The organism is Pseudofrankia asymbiotica, assembly GCF_001983105.1.
Classification (GTDB): Bacteria; Actinomycetota; Actinomycetes; order Frankiales; family Frankiaceae; genus Pseudofrankia; species Pseudofrankia asymbiotica.
Window position 1 is genome coordinate 14,982 of record NZ_MOMC01000101.1, and the last position, 16,357, is coordinate 31,338.

The 16,357-nt window shown below is 65.5% G+C and carries 15 protein-coding genes; 8 read left to right on the forward strand and 7 right to left on the reverse strand.

Annotated elements, in window-relative coordinates:
- Positions 1 to 101: 101 nt before the first annotated feature.
- A complete protein-coding gene (locus BL253_RS35630; protein ID WP_076822208.1) occupies positions 102 to 1,073 on the reverse strand; it encodes a GNAT family N-acetyltransferase in 972 nt (323 codons plus the stop codon).
- 791 nt (positions 1,074 to 1,864) lie between these two features.
- Here BL253_RS35630 and BL253_RS35635 point away from each other — a divergent pair.
- Positions 1,865 to 2,440, forward strand: a complete 576-nt coding sequence (locus BL253_RS35635; protein ID WP_076822209.1) for a hypothetical protein — start codon at positions 1,865 to 1,867, stop codon at positions 2,438 to 2,440.
- Between the two features lie 141 nt (positions 2,441 to 2,581).
- On the opposite strand, the gene BL253_RS35640 is transcribed toward BL253_RS35635, so the two are convergent.
- Positions 2,582 to 3,400, reverse strand: coding sequence for an endonuclease/exonuclease/phosphatase family protein (locus tag BL253_RS35640; protein ID WP_076822211.1), 819 nt, complete (start codon positions 3,398 to 3,400; stop codon positions 2,582 to 2,584).
- Positions 3,397 to 4,425 carry an aldo/keto reductase gene (locus tag BL253_RS35645; protein ID WP_338013770.1) on the reverse strand — a complete coding sequence of 343 codons (1,029 nt, stop codon included), beginning with the start codon at positions 4,423 to 4,425 and terminating at the stop codon, positions 3,397 to 3,399. Before BL253_RS35645 ends, BL253_RS35640 begins: the two co-directional genes overlap by 4 nt.
- 154 nt (positions 4,426 to 4,579) lie before the next feature.
- Here BL253_RS35645 and BL253_RS35650 point away from each other — a divergent pair, with 154 nt between their 5' ends.
- Both BL253_RS35650 and BL253_RS35655 read left to right on the forward strand, forming a co-directional pair.
- Complete coding sequence (locus tag BL253_RS35650) at positions 4,580 to 5,011, forward strand: hypothetical protein (RefSeq protein WP_241835432.1); 432 nt, start codon at positions 4,580 to 4,582, stop codon at positions 5,009 to 5,011.
- A 290-nt stretch (positions 5,012 to 5,301) separates the two neighbouring features.
- A complete protein-coding gene (locus BL253_RS35655) occupies positions 5,302 to 5,922 on the forward strand; it encodes a TetR/AcrR family transcriptional regulator (protein ID WP_158230486.1) in 621 nt (206 codons plus the stop codon).
- A gap of 673 nt (positions 5,923 to 6,595) precedes the next feature.
- On the opposite strand, the gene BL253_RS35660 is transcribed toward BL253_RS35655, so the two are convergent.
- The 4 genes from BL253_RS35660 to BL253_RS44400 form a co-directional block, all read right to left on the reverse strand.
- Positions 6,596 to 7,705 (reverse strand): transposase, encoded by a 1,110-nt coding sequence (locus tag BL253_RS35660; protein WP_274535298.1) that lies wholly within the window; start codon positions 7,703 to 7,705, stop codon positions 6,596 to 6,598.
- Entirely contained in the window at positions 7,596 to 7,919 is a 324-nt protein-coding gene (locus BL253_RS43185) for a transposase domain-containing protein (RefSeq protein WP_198946530.1), read from the reverse strand. Before BL253_RS43185 ends, BL253_RS35660 begins: the two co-directional genes overlap by 110 nt.
- 435 nt (positions 7,920 to 8,354) lie before the next feature.
- Positions 8,355 to 9,557, reverse strand: coding sequence for an acetyl-CoA C-acyltransferase (locus BL253_RS35670; protein WP_076822214.1), 1,203 nt, complete (start codon positions 9,555 to 9,557; stop codon positions 8,355 to 8,357).
- A gap of 868 nt (positions 9,558 to 10,425) precedes the next feature.
- Complete coding sequence (locus BL253_RS44400) at positions 10,426 to 10,590, reverse strand: hypothetical protein (RefSeq protein WP_241835433.1); 165 nt, start codon at positions 10,588 to 10,590, stop codon at positions 10,426 to 10,428.
- A gap of 549 nt (positions 10,591 to 11,139) precedes the next feature.
- On the opposite strand from BL253_RS44400, the gene BL253_RS44405 reads away from it, so the two are divergent.
- From BL253_RS44405 to BL253_RS39980, 5 genes are all read left to right on the forward strand, one after another.
- The gene (locus BL253_RS44405) at positions 11,140 to 11,580 is read left to right on the forward strand and encodes a hypothetical protein (protein ID WP_241835434.1); all 441 of its coding nucleotides are present in this window, start codon (positions 11,140 to 11,142) and stop codon (positions 11,578 to 11,580) included.
- Positions 11,581 to 12,263: 683 nt separating this feature from the next.
- Positions 12,264 to 13,541 (forward strand): cytochrome P450, encoded by a 1,278-nt coding sequence (locus BL253_RS35680; RefSeq protein WP_076822216.1) that lies wholly within the window; start codon positions 12,264 to 12,266, stop codon positions 13,539 to 13,541.
- A gap of 97 nt (positions 13,542 to 13,638) precedes the next feature.
- Positions 13,639 to 13,830: a ferredoxin gene (locus BL253_RS45660; protein ID WP_076822112.1), complete on the forward strand. Its 192-nt coding sequence runs from the start codon at positions 13,639 to 13,641 to the stop codon at positions 13,828 to 13,830.
- A gap of 101 nt (positions 13,831 to 13,931) precedes the next feature.
- The gene (locus BL253_RS35690; RefSeq protein WP_241835435.1) at positions 13,932 to 15,356 is read left to right on the forward strand and encodes an aldehyde dehydrogenase; all 1,425 of its coding nucleotides are present in this window, start codon (positions 13,932 to 13,934) and stop codon (positions 15,354 to 15,356) included.
- Between the two features lie 32 nt (positions 15,357 to 15,388).
- On the forward strand, positions 15,389 to 16,357 hold a 969-nt coding region (locus BL253_RS39980; RefSeq protein WP_081439029.1), incomplete at its 3' end, for an alcohol dehydrogenase catalytic domain-containing protein.

The window sequence follows — 16,357 nt, forward strand, 5'->3', positions numbered from 1 at the left end:
GATACCGGCGGGGCGGATGACATCGAAGACGCTCCGGAAAAATTCGGCAAAGGGCGGATCGAGGCGGTGCGGCCGTGCGCCGCGGCGTCGGCGGGCATGAGTCACCGCGTCGTCGCTCGGGCGGATGCTCGGGGTGGGGCGTAGAGGGTGAGGTGGTCGTGACGGGTCAGGCCGAGGTGTTCGAGGGCTGCGATGGCGTGGGTGCTGTGGGCGGGAAGGATCGCTTGGACGACCGTCACGCCGTAGGCGGCGCCGTCGTAGAGGGCCGCGCGGACGAGGTTGCGGCAGCCGGCAATCAGATCGGCCGTGCCGTGCTTGGGATCGGTGAGGATGTCGGCGATGAGGATCTCGGCGGGCGCGTCGTCGGTGMGGGGGCTGGGATAGAGCAGGGCGGCAGCGGTGGGGCGGTCGGTGGGGCCGGTGAGCAGGAGCCCGGAGGGGTGGTAGCGGTGGTCGGCGCTCCAACGCCGAAGGGTGTCGTGGGCGGTGGCCGCGCCGTGGGCGGGGTAGGTCGCGGCATAGAGCCGGCTGAGCTGACCGGCCAGAATGCCTGCCGGCACGGTCTGCGCGCTGCGGGTCGTGACATATGACAGAGGGACGGGGCCCGGGGTGATGGGGCCACGGAACAGCAGCGGGCCCTCACGGCGGGTCCAGCCCGCTCGGGCGAACAGGGAGTGGGCGGCGGCGGCTGCGGCGGGGATCTCCGTGGTGGTCACGTCGGGAAGCCGTGACGGGCCTCCGCAGCGGTCRCTGATCGTGGCGAGGAGGTCCGTCCCGAGCTGGCGGTTTCGATGGTGGGGGTGGACGACGGGTCCCCAGAGCCGGCCGATGCCGGAGGGGACGTAGGGCCAGCGCAGCGCGGCGGCGGCGATCAGCTGACCGTCCGGGTCGCGGCCGGTGGCGAGCAGGGTCGGGGGTTGGCCGGCGCCGGCGCCGGCAGTGAGCCGTGAGGCGACAAGGTCGGCGGTGACGGGCCGCTGGTCTGTCCTCCCCTGGATGGCTCGGTGACCAAGGTGGGCGAGTTCGTCGTCGAGGGCGGAACCGGGCTGGTAGGCGCTGAGAGTCAGGGTCATCGGCGGTCCATGGGGCGTTCGGCGCGCAGCTGCACGATGGTGCTCGGCGCGGTCAGGTGGAGTGAGCGGACGGCGAGCAGGACCGACGACGGGCGGCCGATACGCAGGTCGGTCGCGGTGAAGCGGGCGCCACTGAAGGCGCACGTCGTAGGCGGTGATGACGAGGCGATGCACGCGAGGTGCGACCAGATCGCGCGGGCGGCGRCTCACCGGTCGGCCGCCCGGGTGGGTAGGCAGGTGAGGGTCGTCGCAGCCTGGAGGACCTGCCGGCCCGGTCGTATTCGAGGCGCTGGCCGGGGTGGGCGGTCAGCCGCCGACCATAGCGACACACCAAGGAGAAGCCGACCATCGGGAAGCGCCGCCAGACAACCGGCCGGCCAGCTCGCCGAAGCCGTCTGCTCCGTCATCATCGGCTGCGCGACCTCTCGACCCCGGGGAGTATTTGAGATCATGGTTGCAGTCGCCGTGGGACTGGTCATTCCCCCGCGCACGGAGAAGTCGTTCGAGCCGTTGGAGGGCCGCTGACCAGCGGAAATGAGTCATCGACGGGCGACTTCTTCACCACGTGAATGTCTCGCGCCGAGATCGTCCGCGTTAGGTCGAGGGAGGGAACGGTTGCCGGTGGCTGCCAGCCCGAATGCCGAGTAGCGGCTTCGCTATTCGATCCTGGCCTGCACAGGACGAACCCGCCCATTCGATCATCATGTGGCACTGATCCAATACTCCGCCGGATCTCGCCCTCCGATGTCCGCGCGGGGCAGAGGAGATCACAAGGACCGTACGCTGGGTGAATGACCTTGAAAGCGCGTCTACGGGGCCGGGAGACCGACCTCGCCCTGCTCTCGCGGGTCCTGCCTACGGGTGACACTCAGGTCGTCCGTGACGAGGAGGRCTACTACCTCACCTCGAGAGCGGTAGACCACCGGCCCGAGGAGACGAACTTCCACGAGGCAGCGTCCGAGGTGCTCGCCTGGGTCAACGGCATCGGCTGGTTGAACAGCACCGACTTCCACGCCGTCGAGCTGACCGGGATGGACGGCGACGGTGATCGACGTCATGCCGTCGTCACGCCTACGACGATCAGGTGCACCACCCGCATCGGGAGCGTCGTCATAGGAGGAGACGCGGTGGCCTCCGAGCCGCCACTGTCCCCTGGCCCTCCGCAGGCAGCTGCCGCGGCCCGCGGTCCGGCGCTCGCTGAGGCCCTGGCGATTCTCGGCCGGACCACGCACCTTGGGTGGGTCGAGCTCTACAAGGTGTGGGAGATCGTGCAGGACGGCCGCGACCCGGCAGCCCTCGGCTGGGTGACGAAAGCCGAAGCGCGGGCCTTCACGCAGGCCGCGAACCATCCCGGCATCAGCGGGTAGGCCGCACGCCACGCCAGGATGCCCGGCACCCAAGCAAGACCCCGGCCATGGGCCTCGCCGAAGGGCGCGCCCTCGTCCGGCGCGTAATCCTTGCCTGGATCGCGGCGGAATCGACCTGACGCCGGCGACCTACGGCTGGAGCTACCCGGGAGCAACGACAGCGACGACGGTCATCGCCGCATGGTCGCTGAGGCCGTCGTGGCGAGGGGCGTGGACGTAGTCGCACCGGGTCAAGTCGAGTCGGTCGGCGGTGAGGAAGGAGTGGTCGAAGCGGTAGCCGTTGCCGCCGCGGCCGTACCAGCTGTGGCCCGGGGCGTCGGGGTGCAGAGTGCGGTAGACGTCGGTGAGGCCGGCGTTGGTGAAGGAGCGGTAGAAGTCGTACTCCCAGCGGCCGAAGACCGGATAGTGCGGGACGTGGCCGGGTTCGACGACGTTGAGGTCGCCGGTGACCACGACCGGCTCGCTGAAGCCGGCAAGGACGCCAGGAAGCGCGCGGGTGACGGCGCGCTGGAAGGCGCGCTTGTTCTCGTTGCGGCGTTCGGCCGGCCCCCGGGACGGGACGTAGAGGCCGACCAGGCGCAGCCGCTGTCCACCGATCCGCAGGTCCACGGCGGGCGCGCGGTGGGCAAGCACGTCGATGCCGGCGGGCACGGGTTCGAGGGGCGTGTGGCGGGAGGCGATGACCGTGCTGTAGTCGGGCAGGTCGGGCCGCGGGGCGTGGATGTGGGTGTAGCCGTGGTGGGCGAGGGCGTCGAGGAGCGCGTGACCGCCGGGCCCATGGCCGACTTCGGTGAGCACGACGAGGTCCGCGTCGGGTTGCTGTCCGAGCCAGGCGGCCTGGCGGCGGGCCCGGTCGGGTGCGGCGTGCTGGGCGTTGAACGTGACCAGCCGCAGATCGGTCGTGGATGCGGGAGCGGCCGGCGTGGGTGGGATCGGGAACAGGGTCTGCTGCGGGTTCATGCGTGCGGGGCCGTTTCGTCGAGGAAGACCTCGCCGCCTGCATCGAGGTCCTGCTGGAGCTGCCCGAAGGTGGCGCGGACGACCGCGAGGTCCTCGGCGGACGGCGGTTCGTCGAGGGCGGTGAGGTTCTCGCGGACCTGCTCTGGGGTGGTGAAGCCGACCAGGACGGCCGCGTTGTCGCTGCGCTGGAGGCTGTAGGCCAGTGCCGCCCGCACCAGGTCGCGGGTTGACGGGCCGAACCGGTCGCGCAGAGGCGTGAGGTGGCGCTCGACGAGTGCGAGGGCGTCCGGGGTGTACCAGCGCTTGCGCTGCCGGTGATCCCCGTTGCCGAAACGGGGTGGCCGCCGCGGGTCGTATTTGCCGGTGAGCAGGCCCTGTCCGAGCGGCTTGTTGATCAGGATGCTGGTGTGGTGGTCGGCGGCGAGGGTGAAGATGTCCGGCTGGCCGGCGGGAGGGGGTGGGGTCAGCGGGTTGTGGCGGACGGCGAGATAGTCGGGGCGGATGCGGTCGAACAGTGCCCGGAACCGGGTGTGCTTGTCCGGCCGGTCGGCTTGTGGCTGGGTGAGCCGGTGGGGGGCGTAGCGGTGTGGGCCGCGCATGCCGATGCAGCGCACGAGGCCCTGGCGTTGGAAGTCGCGCATCTGGGCGATGGCGTCGTCGAGGTAGCGGTCGTCGGGGCCGAACTCGCTGGTGTGGAAGAAGTAGATGTCAAGCCGGTCGGTGCRCAGGTTCTCCAGGCTGGTCTCCAGCTGGCGGTGCATCGCTGAGGGCAGGTAGGCGTGGGCGGCGGTGCCGGCGAAGTAGCCGACCTTGGACGACAGCACGACACTGTCCCGCTCGACCTGTGCGACGAGGTGACCCAGAAGGCGTTCGGAGCGGCCATGGCCGTAAACGTCGGCGGTGTCGAACAGGTTCGCGCCCAGGGTGTAGGCGAGCCCAACCCTGCGCGAGAGGCGCGGTCGTCGACGGTGGACCAGCCCATCGGCAGGCCGAGGTTGTGGTCGGGTCCGCCGATGGCCCAGCAGCCGACGCCGATCGGGTGAACCGTCAGCCCGCCGGCCAGCGCCCGGGCCGCCAGAAAACTCGTTGTCGTCATCTCGTCCACCTCATTGTCCGCCGACTATCTCTGGGACCGGCCTGCGCACGGGTGCTGCTGGCTGTGACGTTAAGGTCACCGGCATGACGACTCCGGACCCCGCCACTCTGCTGGATCTGGATGCGATCAGGGCGAAGGGATGGGCCGACCGTAGCGACTTCCCCGACGCCGAGTTCGACCGTGCCGAGGCGTTCTACACAGCGATGCGCGCCCACGACGAGCGGCTGCACGCCATACGGGCGCGGGCCTCGGAGCTCATCGAGCACTGGACCGGGCATCGACCGCGGGACATCGGTTCGTTTGGCACGAGACTGAATCTGGAAACCTCCGACCTGGATCTGGGCATCGGCTACCCGGTAGAGCGCCGTGCCGAGCTGATGGTCACGCTCGACGGGAGCGCCCGCTTCCTCGGCGAGCGCTACACCAGCTTCTCCACCATCCGACTGGTGTTCGCGTTCACCGTGGACGACGTCGAGATCGACCTGAGCGCGCTGACGGTGACCCCGCCACCGTGATCAAGTCGCGATCTTGTCCTAAAGTCAGGTTCTACGCGCGCGTAGCCTGCCGGCAACAAAGCCCCTGCGGGCCCCTACCGTGCTGACACCACGACCGGAGCCGAGCTTCAGCCCTGAGCGCCGTCAGTCGATCTGGGCGGCAGTGGTGCACCAAACGTCCGCAATCCAATGCGGAACCGGCGTCGACCACCTGGACGGTCGGATGCGGTACCATGAACGCAAGTCGCCTTTGCTCCTCGAAGACTGGATCGGACGAGCAGAAGGTTCCGCCGTCAGCAGAAGGACCGCGCATGCCTGAGTCGAACGGCAACGCCGCTCGCCGCAACCAAGTGCTCGACGCCGCCCTTAAGGTCTTCGCAGCCTACGGCTACCAACGCGCATCGGTGAACGACATCGCCGAAAAGGCTGGACTTCGAAAGCCCTCGCTATACCATTACATGCAGTCGAAGGAGGACCTGCTCGAGGCGATCGTCACTCGTTCCCATAAGCGGCTTACCGATCAGCTCAAGGAGCTCCCCGCTGTAGATTCGGCAATGCTGATGCTTCGACAGATCGTTTATACCCACGTGCTGTTCAACCTTCAGTATGGCGATGAGGTGTCCGTCTTTCAGGCTGACTTTCGAATGCTCAGCCCGGAGCGCCAAGTGCCTATTCGAAAAATGCTCAACGAGTACGACCGATCGCTTCAAGTTCTCGTAGAGGAGGCCCAGCGACGCAACGAGGTCCCAGCGGACGTCGACGCCAAGTTGAGTGTCCTTTGGATCATGGGTGGCGCGAACCATGTCGTGCGTTGGTACCGGCCCAAGTTGGGATCGAAGCCTGAAGACATCGCCCACCAGTTCGCCGATCTCAGCGTCGCGGCGCTGCGAGGGTGTGTCAGCGATGTCCCAGTCGGTTCACGTGCACGTTGACCCCTCACGACCTGGACGAAGTGGGGAATCCATCGCGGACTGGAGTGCCTTCGGCCGCAACATAGGCTGCTACCCTCGGGCTTTCGTGTGTCCAGCGCACGGCGGGAGATGACGCCGTGCGAGCGGCCGATCTCGCTGGCGTAAGCTCGTCCTCGCTTGCCGGTAGCAGGCTGGCGGCTCGGTTGGGTAACTCGCCGGGTCGGAGCCCAGAGTCGAAAGCCCTTGTAAGGGGGAGCGACTGGACGGCCCGTAGCATGACGCGAAGCCTGCCGCCTCGTTATGGGCAATAGGGAGTGCCGAGCCGCGGAAATCATGGTGAAGGCCACGGAAGCGGTGTAGATCCTAGAACGCAGGCGTGAAGGACTCCTTGGGGTATGAGGCGCGGAATGTTCAGATAGTGACGGCGGGAACTGGGGAGACCCYGTCTGGCCGGCGGCGCCGCGATGCGGTCGTCGGAAGTGGCGGTGCCCTATAACCGATGACCTCGGCAAATGAGCGCCGTGCMGGGTGGGAGGCGGAGGCGGCCATATTACGTTTGAGCCGGGTGGACAACACATCCACCGGTGATGAGAAGGGCCGCTGCTTCGTCAGTGCGTTTCGACGTGAGGAAGAACTGGCGAGTGCCCTCGTGGCTAGTCCCGATGCCGTGGAGTTTGGCGGGGGGCGGGCTCTGTCAAGGTGTCGGGGTGAGGATGTCGACGCTGAGGGTGGCTTTGTAGTTGGGTCCGTGAAGTCGGCTTTTGGCGGTGCTGGCGGCGTAGTTGGAGATCGCGCGTTTGACGACGCGGGGGCTGACGCGCAGGCACCGGTCGGGGAGCAGGTCGGCCAGGACCGCGCGGCCGATGACGCCGACCAGGTCGATGGTCCCGCCCTCGGTCACGCCGGCGGCCTTGATGAGCTGGTCGCGGGCGGTCTGCAGGGCGGTGGTGAAGCTGCCGCGGTCGGGGTCGAGGGCCGGGTCGCCCAGGGCGGCGTCGGCGATCGCGATCCGGACCGCCTGGTAGGTCACGAGCAGGGCGTAGATCTCCTGCTCGACGCCGTCCGGGGTGCGCGAGCGCAGGACCTCGCCGCCCAGGATGGTCGACTTCAACTCAAGGAACGCCGTCTCCACCTCCCAACGATCATGGTAGGGGCGGATCAGTTCGGCGGCCGGGACCGATGGGTCGAGCACGGTCGTGACCAGCAGGTAGTGCTCGGTGCGGCGGGTGCCGTCGGTGGTGGTCACCGTGATCTCGCAGCGGATCACCCGGAGCTCGACCGGGCCGATCCACGAGATCCACGACCCGTCCGGCGGTGTCCGTAGCACCGGTAGCTGCCGGTTGCCCGTGACCCGGATGAGCAGGTCGGCGCCGGTCGCCGCGACCGCCTTGATCGTCGGGGTGCCGGCGAACCCGCGGTCCGCGAGCACGATCATCCCGGCGCGCAGCGCCCGGGCGGCCAGGGTGGCGGCGTAGGCCGTCTCGCCGGCGCTGGTCGGCCCGAACATCGCGTCGACCAGAGTGCGGGTTCCGTAGGCGGGTCGACAGGGCGCCCGACGYGCCGCGCAGCAACTCGAACAGCGCGCGCAGCGGCGCGACACCCAGTCGTAAGCGGGCCTGCCACAGCGCGGCGCTGAACGGATCGGCGACTTCAAGGCCCTCAAGGTCGGCGACGAGCCGGCCTCACACCTTCCGTCAGCCCAGCCCCTCAAACAGGCCGGCCGCGAACAGCAGGTAGACGACCACCCGCACGGGCAGGTCTCGCACCCGCCGCTCGGGCTTCCCGGTCTCCTCGAGCACCGCATCGACCATCTCGAACGGGATGATCCTGGTCAGTTCCCCGAGGTGGCCCGGCGCGAACCGGCCCGCGGCGACCTCGATGACACGGATGATGACAGTCTTGGCGGACAGCGGAGCTCCCGGAGCAAGAGCGTCTTGGAGGACACCCCCATCTACCGGGGCTCCGCTGCCTGTTTCACCCCAACACGCCCCGTCCGCCAGCCCTACCTGGCAGACCATTGACCCGCCAAACCTCACGGCATTGTGGCTAGTCCCACCGATCAGGACAAGGTTCAAGCCTTGCAGCGGGCGCTGTACCGGCCAGGTGCACCACGGTCCGGTGTGCGTGCCGGGCGATCCGGCCGGCGAGGCGGAAGATGCGGTGGCGTAGCCGTTTCGGTTCCCAACGCCGCGCGCCGTGCCCGGGAGGAGTGCACGATCTGCACGCCCTGACCCCCGACGCCGTCTTCACCGTCCGCACGTACGGGRCACACCAGCAGCCTAGAACCCCGATTAGTGCGCAGATCCCACGGCCAGCCAAGGCGAAACCACAGCCCAGAGACCTACAACCCCACCAAGATCATTTACTTGAGCCAAGTCAGGTCACAACCAGCAGCGAACCAGACGAAGATCCGCAACCCGAAACTGGACGATCAACGACCTAATAAAGTCTTATTAGCGCGCGACTTCGAAAAGGCCGGCAGCGCCCATTCCGCCCCCGACACACATGGTGACCACCACGAACTGCTGGTCGCGGCGGCGGKCCTCAAGCAACGCGTGGCCGACCAACCGGGCACCGGACATGCCGTAGGGGTGGCCTAGTGCGATAGCGCCGCCGTCCACATTGACCTTCTCTGGGTCTATGCCGAGCGCATCACAACAGTAAACAGCTTGTGATGCGAAGGCCTCGTTAAGTTCCCACAGCCCGATGTCGCCGACGCGCAACCCGTGTAACGCCAACAGCTTGGGGACTGCAGTGACCGGACCGATACCCATCTCATCTGGTGCGCAGCCGGTGACCGCCATCCCGCGGTAGAACCCGATCGGCACGATGCCGTCGCTGGCGGCCCGTTGGGCTTCCATCAGCACACACGCCGCCGCCCCGTCGGAGAGTTGCGACGCGTTCCCTGCTGTAACGGTCGGGACGGCCACGATCTGACCCGGCTGCAGGACTGTCGTGAGCCTCGCGAGGCTCTCGACCGTGGTACCAGGCCGAACACCCTCGTCCTTAGTGACGGTGACCTCCACTCGGGAACGTTCGCCGCTGGCCCGGTCCTGCTCAAGTTTCGTGACCGTGATGGGTGCGATCTCCTCATCGAAGCGACCGGTAGCCTGGGCTGCGAGGGCCTTGGCCTGCGACTCAACCGCCATCTGATCCTGACGTTCTCGGCTGACCCGGTAACGCGATGCGACCAACTCCGCGGTGTGCAGCATCGGGAAGTACACGCCGCCGAGCTTGTCCGTCAGCCATGGATCCCGAGCGCGGTAACGGTTCGCGTGCTCGTTCTGGACTAGGGAGATGGACTCCACACCGCCACCCACGGCAATCTCCATGCCGTCGAACACGATCTGCTTGGCTGCTGTCGCGATCGCCATCAGGCCCGACGCGCACTGGCGATCCAGCGTCATACCCGCAACCTCGACCGGGAGACCCGCACGCAATGCAGATTGGCGAGCGACATTGAAACCAGTCGAGCCTTCGGGCATTGCACAGCCCAGCACAATATCCTCGACTGCGCTCGGGCTCACATCGACCTTCTTAAGTGCTGCCTGAATCGCATGGCCCGCCAACTCCTGGCCTTGGGTGTCGTTGAAAGCGCCCCTGTACGCCTTGCTGATCGGAGTACGGCTGGTCGAAACGATCGCCGCAACGCGCACATCAAACTCCCTGGGTCGAGGAAAAGACGCGACGTAGGTGGTGGCCCCCGGAGTGACGACCCTCAGGGGCCGTCACCCCGGTACGTGGCACTGTACCGACCGTCCGGACGGTTGTCTAGGAGGAGAATCTGCGGCAATGCTCACTTCGTGGCGTGAAAGTCTGGGCGCGTCGCCGACGRCACAGTCTCTGGAAATCTAGTGGCTGAGGTGAGGATTCGGCTCTTGGGCTGGGTCGGTCACGGGGCGTGCCAGATCGCGCCGCGTGGTCGGCCGGCGTTGTAGGCAGCTATTCAGCTATGGCTACCCTCCCAGGTGCTCAGGCGATGGCTGCTCAGGGCAGAAGGCGGTCTCCTCTCCCTACGATCAGGGATCCACACGGACCGTCCAGGGAGGACCTGTCACCAAAGGTTCTGAGGTACCGGGTCGTGGCAGGACAGGATTCCTCAGGGCGTCCGCGTCACACTGACCTGCGGGCTCGTCGGCACCAAAGTGGGACGATGTCGGACCGGGCGTCCCGATGGTCGGGGTTGCTGGCCTGTTGGCGTTGGTCGCGGCCGTTCGGTGGCTGCGGGGGTGCACGAGCTGGCCTGGGCCAGGGGGTGATCGCGACGCCGGTGGACGCGGCTGCGTCGCCGTGGGAGGCGTTCCCGGAGGTGAACCGGGGGCTGTGCGGTGTCTGCTAGCTAGGTCTGCTGGTGGAGCGGATGACGGCGTCGTCGACGTCGACGAGCGGGCGGTGTGGCGATGAGCGGGACGAGCGTCGCGGCTGACATGCAGGAGCGCGTGGGTGGCAAGGTTCAGCCGTGGCATCGTGATCGTTGGCGGCGGTGTATGTGCCTCAGTCGACCGCCGAGCAGGTTACTGATCATCAGGTGTCGACCCGGTTGCAGTACGGGCTGGTCGAGCGGGCGGTCGGGTTGGGGTGGGCGCGGTCGTGGGTGCTGGTGATCGATGAGGATCTCCGGTGTTCGGCCTCGGGTGTGCAGGCCCGGCCGGGTTTGCCCGGCTGGTCTTCGAGGTCGGGCTGGATCATGTGGGGATCGTGGTGGGCCTGAAGATGTCCCGGCTGGCCCGATCGGGCCGGGAGTTGCATCAGCTTCTGGAGCCGAGTGCCCTGTCGGGAACGCTGCTGGCCGATTTGGACGGGGCCTATGTTCCGGCTGGCGGTGCCGTTGCCGGTCGGGTTCGTGTGCCGGGGTCGGGTGAGGTGGTTCTGGACCCGGACGAGCAGGTCCAAGCGGTGGTGTGGCTGGTCTTCGACCTGTTCGAGCGGTTCGGCACGATCAACGCGGTGCTGTGTTCCTGGCTGCCAACGGCAGCCGGGTCGGGGTGCGAGAGCGGGCGGGGTCCGAGCGTGGGCGGGTCAGCTGGCGGCGGCAGAGCCGGGCGGCGATGCACAACCTGCTGCGCAGCCCGGCCTACGCGGGTATCCATGTCTACGGCCGCAGCAGGYTGGACCCAAGACGGCGCCAGGCGGGTAGACCGTTTACCTGGGCGGGTGCGCACCGAGCGGGCACAGTGGACCGTCTGTCTGCCTGGGGTATTGCCGTCCTATATCAGCGCCGAGCGGTACGAGCGGAACATGCAGCGGATGCAGGCTAACCAGTCCCGGGCCCGGTGCGCGACGGCACGGCCCTGCTGGCCGGCTGGTGGTCTGCGCCCGCTGCGGGGCCAGGATGACGGCGCGCTACCAGCACGGGCCAGGGGACGGCTGCACCCGGCCTACATGTGCGCCCGGGACAAGAGCGACTACGGCACCGGGCAGTGCCAGCAGCTGGYCGGGGACTGCCTGGACGCGCAAAGGCCATCGAGGTCCGCCGGGCTACTCTTCCCGCACGCCACGCAGGCCGCAAGATCACCCGCCGCCGCCCACCCCTGGCCGGTGGCCGGTGGCCCAGCCCAGACCGAGGTCGTCTACCTGGTCAGCCTGCCGACCCACCAGGCCAGCCCCGGCACATTCGCCCGCGGACACTGGCCCGTGGAAAAACAGCTGCACTGGGTCCGCGACGTCACCTACGGCTAGGACCTCAGCCAGGTCAGGACCGGCAACGGCCTCCGCGTCATGGCTGGCCTCCGCAACCTCGCGATCATCATCCTGCGCCTCACCAGCACCACCAACATCGCCCAGGGAACCCGCCACCACACCCACCGCGCCGAACGCCCCCTCCACGATCATGAGCCTCGGTTRCCAACACGCAACTTTGCCGGGGCCCTGGGACACATCCCAGCCCATGACCTGCAACAAGACCACCAACCAAGCCTTCACGTGCCTACGAACTGGCGGAAGTCCGGCTAGGGCGTGCTCGCCGTCCAGCAGTAGCGTTCGCGTGTAGGCGAGCAGCTCGCTGCCGGTCAGGGCGGGTTCGAGCCACGCTTGGTTGATCGCAAGCTGACGGGAGGGGAACCGGCGTCATCGCGTCAGCCGCGCCCAAGCCGTCTCCACCAGTGGATCAAGGCTAAGAAGCCGCATCGTGAAGTCCGATTCGAGTGGCAGCTCTAACGAGGCATCCTTGACATCCGTCCGACCGGTCGATAGATTCCGCGAAGGAAGGGCCCTAATTGGACGGCCGCGGCAATCCACTGTGGTAGAGGAGAGCGCCCGACTCGGCGAGAGCGGTTTCGAAGCTCTAGGCAGGTGAGCCGCCTTGGCGGTCGCCTGTTGGCAACCCACAAGCGAAATTCGTCTCGCGAAAGGTTCGGCAAGGCATGACGAACAAAGGAACGAAAATCCCACACTCCGTGGCGCATCCACTCACCACGGGTAAGGATATCTCCAGCCTCGAATTCTGGCGCCAGACATTCGATGAGCGGGACGCGGCATTCGCATGGCTGCGCGAGAACGCGCCAGTCAGTTGGCACCTGCCTTTGGAGGTGGCCGGTCAACCTGAGGGTATGCACGACGAGGCCGGCTTCTGGGCGCTGACGCTCGCGGAAGACATCCGATACGTCAGTATGCACCCCGAGCTGTTCACCTCCACTCAAYCGGTCGCCCTGTCACCCACGCCTTTCGTTGGTGTACCGACCTTTCTCACCATGGATCCTCCAGACCATGCAAAGTACCGCCAAGTGATGAGTGCGGGCTTCACACCCAAGGCCGTAGCGGGGCTCGTAGACAAGATTAATCAGCGAGCCGCCAAGATCGTCGATGACGCCGTTGGAGCCGGCGATATCGAGTTCGTGAGCGCGGTCGCGGCGAAGCTGCCGCTACAGACCGTCGCGGACMTGATTGGAGTACCTGACTCTTTAACGGAGCATTTCGCTGATTTGGGCAACAAGTTGATCGGATCTCGTGATCCTGAGTTCCTGCCAGAAGGCACGAGCACCCTCGACTTCATGTTGGAGCAGGCGGCTGCGATCCAAGCGATGGGCGTCGAATTGGTGAGTCATCGACGCAAGCAGCCGAAGGAGGACATCCTCACAGCCTTGGGCACGGTGAGGATCGACGGGAAGGTGCTTAGCGAAGACGAGATCGGCGCCATTCTAGTACTGCTATGTGGCGCTGGCCTCGACACGACGAAACAGTCCACGACACTCACAGTGATCGCGCTTGAGAAGAATCCGCATCAGCGCGCCTGGCTCCTAGAAGACTTCGACGGTCGCATCGGCGCGGCCGTGGAGGAGTTCATCAGGCATGCCTCTCCGGTCATTGCGTTTTCTCGGACCGCCACGGCGGACATCAACCTGCGCGGCATCGACATCTGTGAAGGCGATAAGGTCGGTCTCTTTTATTGTTCGGGGAATCGCGACGAGTCGGTCTTCGACGAGCCTGGTGCATTCCGCCTCGATCGCTCCCCGAACCGTCACATTGCCTTTGGTGGCGGGGGAGTTCACTACTGCATGGGCAATGGCATCGCTAAGGCTCAGCTTAAGGCGCTCTTTCGCGAGATACTAACAAGACTTCCTAAGCTGCGGGTGGGTGAACCGGAGTTTCTTTACAGCGAGACCATCCACGGCGTGAAGCGCCTGCCTGCGAGCGTCAACTAACGTGGTGGCGGAATCCGATGAGACACAGAAAAAATTGCCCGGAAACAGGAGAATCCCTACTGCCTCCAACGTATCGGGCCGACCGCAGGAGCACAGTGTGCACACCGTCGTCGTAGATCGAGACCGCTGTGCGGGGAACGGAATCTGCGAGGTTCTTGACCCAGCTCACTTCGAGATCGGAAAGAACGGTGCATTGATTATTCTTTCGCCATCGGTGGCGCCGGCCGACCTTTCCCGAGTCCACGCCGCTGTTGAGGCGTGTCCTGCCTCAGCACTTCGAGTCGATTGAAAAGTGGCCGAAGGGGCGGCACGCTTTTTGACTTCAAGGCCGGCCGGACCCGCACGGTCATCCCAATGTGTTGCCGTCATTACAAATGCAAGGAGTTGGTTGTGACCACTGCGACAAATTACATCGACGGGCAGTTCGTTCCGTCTTCGGTGGACGCCAGGATTCCGGTGATCAACCCGACCACCGAGCAAGTAATTGGCAGCGTGGCGGACAGCAGTGCGGACGATATCGATATGGCGGCGCGAGCAGCAGACCGAGCCTTACCTGCGTGGGCGGCGCTTACGCCCAAAGAGCGAGCCGGCTACATTCGCGCTCTCGCTAACGCGCTATTGAAGCGTAGCGATGTTATTTCTCGTCTTGTTTCGGAGCAGAACGGCACTCCAATCGGCTTCGCGACGTTTGGGAATCAAATACACGTCGACTCGGTTTACCGCTACAGCGCTGATCTCGCGGACCGCTTCGAGGTCGAGACAGAAGTCGAAGCGCCTGACGGGACAACCACCATCGTTCGCCGCGAGCCTATTGGTGTTGCTGGTTTGATCGTGCCGTGGAATGGGCCAACAGCGCTCTTGGCATGGAAGTTGGGTCCTGCACTAGCGGCTGGCTGCACCGTGGTGATCAAGCCGTCTCCGGAGACGTCCTTGGATCTGATCCACCTTGCCGAAGCTTCGGTGGAGGCCGGATTTCCGCCGGGCGTCATCAACTATGTGACAGGGGCAGTCACCGCTGGCGAGGCGCTAGTACGTCATCCTTTGATCCGCAAGATCGCATTCACTGGATCAACCGTGGTAGGCAAGTCCATTGCACGGACTGYTGGGTCGCTCTTGAAGCCAGTCACCCTAGAACTTGGCGGCAAATCGGCGGGCATTCTCCTTGATGACGTGGAGGTCGAGACCTTCACTCGGAACCTCTCGACTTTCGTCATCCCGATCACCGGCCAGACGTGCTACTCGAACACGCGCATTCTGGCGCCGAGGAGTCGGTACGACGAAATGGTGGAAGCGTTGTCATCGGCCATGGATGAGATGACGATTGGCGACCCGTTCGACCCCGAGACGCAGGCGGGCCCGCTCACGAGTAAGAGTCAACTCGAACGGGTCACTGGGTACATTCAGGCAGGGATCGCCGAAGGGGCGCAGGTGACAGCGGGTGGTGGTCGCCCCACCAGGTTCGATCGAGGATATTTCGTCGAGGGTACAGTCTTCGCGAATGTGAAAAATGACATGAGAATCGCGAGAGAGGAGATTTTTGGCCCGGTCATCGCGGTGATCCCGTATGAGGGAGACGACGAGGCAGTTCGGTTGGCCAACGACTCGCCCTTTGGCTTGGGGGGGAGTGTCTTCACCTCTGATCCAGACCGCGGGCTCGAAATAGCCCGCAAGGTGCAGACCGGAACATTCGGAGTGAATCGCTACAACGTGGCGATCAACGCACCGTTCGGTGGTTATAAGGAAAGTGGAATCGGCCGTGAACTGGGCGCCGATGCGCTCCACGCCTATTCGCAGACCAAAGCCATCTACATCTAAGAGTCCGCGTACCGACATCCGAAAGGTCCCCCGTGCAATCGAGAGCRGCCGTCCTGTGGCAAGTAGGTACGCCATGGGTCATCGAAGATACCGAGATCGATCCTCCTCGTTTCGGCGAGGTCCGCATCAAGCTCGCCTCCTCCGGGCTTTGCCACACCGATGACCACGTCGTCAAGGGCGATTTGGAGATGACTCTACCCCTCATCGGTGGCCATGAAGGCGCAGGCGTGGTCGAGGAGGTAGGGCCTGGCGTCACTCGGCTGGTGGAGGGCGACCATGTGATTCTCGCTTTCATGCCTTCATGTGGCCATTGTCGCTGGTGTGCAAGTGGGTCGTCTCAATTGTGCGATTACGGCGCCGTCATCACAAATGGGCTTCCGATCACGGACAGTATGGCGCGCGTCCGCGCGCGCGGTCACGAGTTGCGCCAGTTCTCTATGCTTGGGACTTTCACGCCCGACCTCGTCGTTCACCAGGATTCGTGCGTCAAGATTGACAATGACATTGACCTGAAGTTTGCCTCATTCGTGGGCTGCGGTGTGGCTACGGGTTTCGGTGCTGTGGTCCACCGAGCTGGTGTTGAGGCTGGGGACACCGTGGTAGTCGTTGGAGCGGGGGGGATTGGCTCTAGCGCTATCCAGGGTGCTCGAATCGCTGGCGCCGAGACCATTGTCGCTGTAGATCCTTTCGATTTTCGGCGCGAACAATCGAAGGTCTTCGGCGCAACCCATGCCGTGTCGAGCATGGACGAGGCGCTGCCACTCGTTGGGGACCTGACACGGGGTGTAATGGCCGACAAGACCATCTTGTGCGCCGGCCTCATGACACCGGACATGCTTAAGCCGCTGTTGCTTCTGACGCGCAAGGGCGGCCGCGCCTGTTTGACATCGGTCCCTGTGGCGGGGGCAATGACAGCAGACGTGATCCTTGCCGACCTGGTCCTGTCGCAAAAGGAAATTGTTGGCAATCTTTTCGGCGGATGCAATGCGCAAAGTGAGTTT

Excerpts from the sequence above, each read along its gene's own strand:
- BL253_RS43185 (WP_198946530.1), bottom strand. The coding sequence starts at position 7,919 with ATGGTCTGCCAGGTAGGGCTGGCGGACGGGGCGTGTTGGGGTGAAACA.
- BL253_RS35640 (WP_076822211.1), bottom strand. The coding sequence starts at position 3,400 with ATGAACCCGCAGCAGACCCTGTTCCCGATCCCACCCACGCCGGCCGCT.
- BL253_RS35650 (WP_241835432.1), top strand. The coding sequence starts at position 4,580 with ATGACGACTCCGGACCCCGCCACTCTGCTGGATCTGGATGCGATCAGG.
- BL253_RS44400 (WP_241835433.1), bottom strand. The coding sequence starts at position 10,590 with ATGATCCAGCCCGACCTCGAAGACCAGCCGGGCAAACCCGGCCGGGCC.
- BL253_RS35655 (WP_158230486.1), top strand. The coding sequence starts at position 5,302 with ATGCCTGAGTCGAACGGCAACGCCGCTCGCCGCAACCAAGTGCTCGAC.